The sequence below is a fragment of the Psychrobacter sp. Pi2-52 genome, assembly GCF_904846705.1.
GTDB lineage: Bacteria > Pseudomonadota > Gammaproteobacteria > Pseudomonadales > Moraxellaceae > Psychrobacter.
Window position 1 is genome coordinate 1 of record NZ_CAJHBS010000042.1, and the last position, 5731, is coordinate 5731.

Annotated in this window: 5 protein-coding genes; all 5 read right to left on the reverse strand. The window is 42.7% G+C overall.

Going from position 1 to position 5731, the window contains the following annotated elements:
* Nucleotides 1-144: 144 nt before the first annotated feature.
* Nucleotides 145-1200: a bifunctional diaminohydroxyphosphoribosylaminopyrimidine deaminase/5-amino-6-(5-phosphoribosylamino)uracil reductase RibD gene (gene ribD, locus JMY00_RS13305; RefSeq protein ID WP_201580511.1), complete on the reverse strand. Its 1056-nt coding sequence runs from the start codon at nt 1198-1200 to the stop codon at nt 145-147.
* Between the two features lie 126 nt (nt 1201-1326).
* Nucleotides 1327-1785, reverse strand: coding sequence for a transcriptional regulator NrdR (nrdR, locus tag JMY00_RS13310; RefSeq protein ID WP_057762240.1), 459 nt, complete (start codon nt 1783-1785; stop codon nt 1327-1329).
* A gap of 86 nt (nt 1786-1871) precedes the next feature.
* Nucleotides 1872-3251, reverse strand: a complete 1380-nt coding sequence (gene mnmE, locus JMY00_RS13315; RefSeq protein WP_201580514.1) for a tRNA uridine-5-carboxymethylaminomethyl(34) synthesis GTPase MnmE — start codon at nt 3249-3251, stop codon at nt 1872-1874.
* Between the two features lie 289 nt (nt 3252-3540).
* Complete coding sequence (gene yidC / locus JMY00_RS13320) at nt 3541-5223, reverse strand: membrane protein insertase YidC (RefSeq protein ID WP_201580512.1); 1683 nt, start codon at nt 5221-5223, stop codon at nt 3541-3543.
* 215 nt (nt 5224-5438) lie between these two features.
* The coding region (gene yidD / locus JMY00_RS13325; RefSeq protein WP_201580513.1) for a membrane protein insertion efficiency factor YidD at nt 5439-5731 on the reverse strand (293 nt) is incomplete at its 5' end.

Below are 5731 nucleotides of genomic sequence, written 5' to 3' on the forward strand. Positions count from 1 at the left end.
AATTGATATATAAACATCTTTTCTGTTTCATGTGAAACAAAGTTATACACAGTTCCATGTGAAACACGTAAATCAATTACTATTTTATCCACATTCTAAGCTTATTCTTATGATTTGTGGACAACATATTTATACGAAGAATATTTATAAAGGTAATAGGGTTAATTTGAGATCTGGACCAAGCTGTTGATGACTTTCTATATCAAACCGTAACTGCTGAGCAAGGGACATAGGATTGAAATCAACCATTGGACGTGCCTGTTCACCAAGTAAACAAGGTGCTTGATACACGATTAGCTCATCTACCAACTGTTGACTCAAAAAACTACCTGCAACACTAGCACCTGCTTCTACTAACACGTCGTAGCATTGATGCTCACTGACTAACTTAGCCAACAACGCCGGCAAATTATCTTCATGCCAATAGATAGTATCTGGATGCCGACACAGCTGATAATCAGACTGTAGGCTGTGCTTTAAACGCTGACGCCTATCAAGTATGACTATCTTAGGATTAGGTACTTTCTCAGGTGGCACGTCCAGCTGTCTTGAACGTACATTGAGCTGTGGGTTATCAGTTATTACGGTTTCACTGCCTGTAATAATTGCGCCACTTTGTGCTCGTAGTTTTTGTACATCCTCGCGAGCAGCTGTTGAGGTAATCCATTTAGATTCGCCAGATGCCATCGCTGTGCGACCGTCTAGACTGGTCGCTATTTTCAATCGTACATATGGCATCTGAGAACGCATGGCTTTTAGAAAACCACGGTTTAGTGCCTCTGCCTGCCTTGTCAGAACACCGACTGTCACTTCTATGCCAGCTTGCTCTAATAGTTTCACACCGCGACCTGCGACCTGCGGATTAGGATCTAGACCTGCAATCACAACTCGCTTTACCTTAGCAGCAACTAATGCCAACGCACATGGCGGCGTACGTCCCGTATGACTACATGGCTCTAATGTAACATAAGCAGTTGCCCCTGCTGCCTGTGTACCAGCCTCGTTAAGCGCGAATACTTCTGCATGTGGCTCACCAGCTTTAGGGTGAAACCCTTGACCAACAATCTGCTCTGCCTGAACAATAACGCAGCCCACTGCAGGATTGGGTCTAGTAGTATACAAACCGCGCTTTGCCTGTTCGATAGCAAGCATCATAAAGTAGCGGTCTTGTGCATCTTGAGCATGGCTTTGAATAGACATATGGCTAGGCTTAATAAATAGTTGAAGATTCTATATAAGAAAATAAGGTTTGAAAGCTGATTGGTAATTCTGATTAGTAATTAGGAATCACTTATCAACTAGGGCTTATTTAAAAGCTTGCTTCACTTATTTTTCATTTGGACGAATATTGGCAATTTCTTGATGAAATGCATCGATATCTTGAAAGTCGCGATACACACTGGCAAAGCGTACGTAGGCGACATCATCCAAAGTTTTGAGCTCACTCATGATGATTTCACCTAGTACTTTACTACTGATTTCTCGCTCACCCATTTGCCTAACACGTTTTTCAATACGACTAATCATTGCCTCTTGTTCATCGATAGTGATAGGACGTTTTTGTAAGGGTAGTAAAATAGAACGGCGCAGCTTTTCGTTGTCATAAGGTTCAATCTTGTTGCTTGATTTGATAATCCTTGGCATGACAACTTCTACCATCTCAAAAGTCGTGAAACGTTCTTGGCAGCTGTTACACGAACGGCGTCGACGCACTTGTGCCCCTTCCGCAGCAAGACGTGAGTCAATAACCTTGGTCTCTGACGCATTACAGTACGGACAGTGCATAGCATTTCCTTATTTTACGATTGAGAATAAGAACAGTGTTTTAAATATAGCTAATTTATTGAATAATAAAGAACACCATTTACCCGTTATTTACCAATACAAAAGCTGCCGAATATCTTACCCAATAAGTCATCGGCGCTGAACTCACCTGTGATTTCGCCCAAGCTCTGCTGTGCCTGACGTAAGCTATCAGCAACCAATTCACCCGCTTCGAATACCGTTAATTGCTCATGGGCTTCTGCCAAGAAATTAGCTGTCCGTCTAAGCGCGTCTAAATGTCTGGTACGAGCAATTAAACTGTTTTCTGGTGGATGAAAGCCTACTTTCTCACATAGTGCTTCAACTAAATCATCAATACCAATACCTGTTTCACATGAAACATTGACTTGCTGATAACCTCTGTTCTTGATCTCAGCTTGGGTCATAGCAGCACTTTTTTCACTACTATTATCGCTCAATAAATCGCTCTTATTAGCAATGATTAGTAAGCGTTTGGCTTCTGGCAGTTCACCAAATAACTGTTCAGCAAGCTGTAACGGTGTACTTTCTTCTTCAACATCGCGAGTCACATCGTAGACCATCAGTAGCATATCAGCTTGCGTGATGGCAGTACGGGCACGCTCGATTCCGATACGCTCCACAGTGTCTTCTGTCTCGCGTAGGCCTGCCGTATCGGTCAGATGTAGTGTCAAACCATTGAGCACAACTGTCTCTTGCAGCGTATCACGTGTAGTACCAGCGACATCAGTCACGATAGCACGCTCTTGCCCTGCAAGGCGGTTGAGCAAGCTAGATTTACCTGCGTTTGGCCTACCTGCTAGCACAACATGGATACCATCGCGCAAAAGCTGACCTTGCTTTGCCGTTGCTAAGACTTGTTGTATCTTATCTTGCGTCTGCTCAAGCTTGCTTTGTATGACACCATCAGACAAAAAGTCGACGTCTTCTTCGTCAGGGAAATCAATCGCTGCTTCAACATGTAAACGAAGGTGAATGAGTTGTTCTAGTAGCTGGTTAATTTTTTGTGAAAACTCACCGCTCAGAGAACGAATCGCACTACTGGCGGCGGCAGCACTGGTGGCATCAATTGCATCAGCGATCGCTTCGGCCTGCACTAAGTCCAATTTATCATTATCAAAGGCACGGTAAGAGAACTCTCCTGCACTTGCTTGCTTGGCACCTAGCTCAAAAACTCGCGCGAGCAACTGGTTTTGTAAAATAACACCACCATGCCCTTGCAGCTCAATCACATCTTCACCTGTGAATGAATGCGGACCTTTGAAAAACAAGACCAATCCCTCATCAATGACAGTACCATTAGCTTGATAAAAACGACAAAAGCTGGCCATCCGCGGGGTAAAAGCAGATTTACCTGTTAGAGCACATGCCATATCGTAAGCACGGCTGCCTGATAGACGTATGACACCCACACCCCCTCGCCCGAGCGGCGTTGCAATCGCAGCAATTGTGGCTAATCCAGATGTATTAGACTTTTCAGAAGAATTAGGTACGGCTAATGCTGTCTCTAAGGAATCCACAATGACTCTCAATATTTAAAAGCTCCATTATAGACGTCTGGACTCATACTGACAAAGCAAACTTTGAAAGGTAGCCGCAGCAGACATATTTTCGTTTCAATATTTATAAACTGTGGATAATGTTGATAAGCTGTGGATAACATTTACCACTTATCCACCACCTATAAAAAAACCACCGCTTGCGCGATGGTTTTTGGTGTTTCTAAAAAAGAACTAATTAATCGACCACTTTTACCGTACGACGCTTCTGCTCTTCATCGACTTTCTTATTGACGATATATTGCTGAGTCATACTAAACAAGTTGTTGACTGTCCAATATAAAACCAAACCTGCTGGGAAGAACAGCATGAATGCTGTGAAGATAATCGGCAAGAACTTCATGACTTTTGCTTGCATCGGATCTGCTGGCTGCGGATTCAACTGCTGCTGTACAAACATTGACGCACCCATTAGCAACGGCAAGATAAACCATGGATCCATCGCTGACAAATCTTGAATCCACAAAATCCATGGTGCGTGACGCAACTCAACACTCTCTACCAACACCCAATATAAAGCCAAGAAAATAGGCATCTGCATCAAGATTGGTAGACAACCTGCCATCGGATTGACTTTTTCTTCTTTGTATATCGCCATCATTTCTTGCGACATTTTCATACGATCATCGCCATGCTCTTCTTTGAGCACTTTGAGTCTCGGCGCAATGGCACGCATTTTAGCCATCGAGTAGTAGCTCTTATTAGAGAACCACATTAAGGCAATTTTTACTAAGATAGTCAGTAAAATAATTGACCAACCCCAGTTACCAACAACCTTATGCACACCTTCCAAGATAGCAAACAAGACCTTTGATATTGGCCATAGCAGACCATAATCAACTGTTTTGTTAAGGCCTACAGCAACGTCTTTTAGCTCAGACTGAACTTTTGGACCTGCATACAGCGTTGCATTTAAAGTAACTTGTTTGTTTGGTGCTACGTTCACTGGTTGGCTATTGAAGCCGATAAAGTAATCACTACCTGTTTCACGAGTGAAGAATTTGCCAGTGAAGTTTTCAGGCGTCCAAGCAGATACAAAGTAATGTTGTACGATACCAACCCAGCCTTTATCGCTAGTCGTCGTCAACTCACCATCACTAAAGTCGCCAAATTTTAGCTTATTATAAGGATCATCTGGTGTACCCCAAGCACCGCCTAGATAAGTCGCCATGCTCAGCGCGCCTTTATCAGACATACCAGGGTCTTTACTATCATCACGCTTTAATTGCGCAAACATCTGACCTTGCCAAGCATTGGTAGACGCGTTTTGGATCTGATAACTAATATCGATTGGATATTTATTTTCAGTGAAAGTGAAAGTCTTGGTAATCGTCACGCCGTCTTTCTTATAAGTAAGCGGCACTGACAACGTTTGCTGTCCATCTTCCATCACATAATTGTTAGCAGTATGGCTATAAGTCGCTCTACCTTCTGCTGTATCAATACCGTTCTGACCAATAAGTCCAGATTGAGCCACATACACACGGTTACTGTTGTTTTCTAACAATACGAAAGGCTTATCGCTATCGAGCGTTGCGTCATACTGCTTGAGCGCAGCATAAACAATATCACCACCTTCTGGGTTGATTTTTATATCATAGCGATCAGTTGTTACCGTGATTAGACCAGCGTTTTTCGCAGGAGTCGCTGTCACGGCACTGTTATCCACAGGTAATGTCTGTACCGGGATATCACCTGCTGCACCAGTAGTAGAAGGAATGTCAGCACCTACCGAACTCGCAGTTTCTGGCACCGCATCTACAGCTGGAGCATCGGCATAATCATCTCGCCATGCCAAAATCAGCAGATAAGCGGTAATTAGCATCGCAATGATGATCATCACCCGAAATATCTTTTGCATAAACCTTTCCTAGATTAAAAAATTAGGGAATGAAAAATTAGGGCATGTGTCATGACTGACCTACACAGCTGTCCTGTCACATTGCAACTGAATTAGTAGTCATTTACATAAAATGTGCATCATTTTACTAAAAATCTGTCTCAAATGATACCAAGAGTGTGGATAACTTGTGGGTAACTTAATAATGGATCTACCTGAGATTAAAGAGGTCGACTTTATGTTGATTTCATCAAATGATTAAGCTGTGAAACATAGCTATTATTGTCTCGATAGACACCTAAACCCTGATTATCAGTATTTAATACATCAGTAAAAGATATGTATTGATAGTTATAAGAAGCTAAGGGTAAGGGTACAAAGTCTATGCCATGCCCACCTAATGGGTGACACCTGCTAAGACGTTTTAAAAGCAACCAACCACCCTTACGAGCGCCATGCCATGTTAAAGCTTGTTTGCCATAATTAGAGCATGTCGGATAATAACGACAACGTGCAGGTATTATAGGAC

Excerpts from the sequence above, each read along its gene's own strand:
- ribD (WP_201580511.1), bottom strand. The coding sequence starts at position 1,200 with ATGTCTATTCAAAGCCATGCTCAAGATGCACAAGACCGCTACTTTATG.
- nrdR (WP_057762240.1), bottom strand. The coding sequence starts at position 1,785 with ATGCACTGTCCGTACTGTAATGCGTCAGAGACCAAGGTTATTGACTCA.
- yidC (WP_201580512.1), bottom strand. The coding sequence starts at position 5,223 with ATGCAAAAGATATTTCGGGTGATGATCATCATTGCGATGCTAATTACC.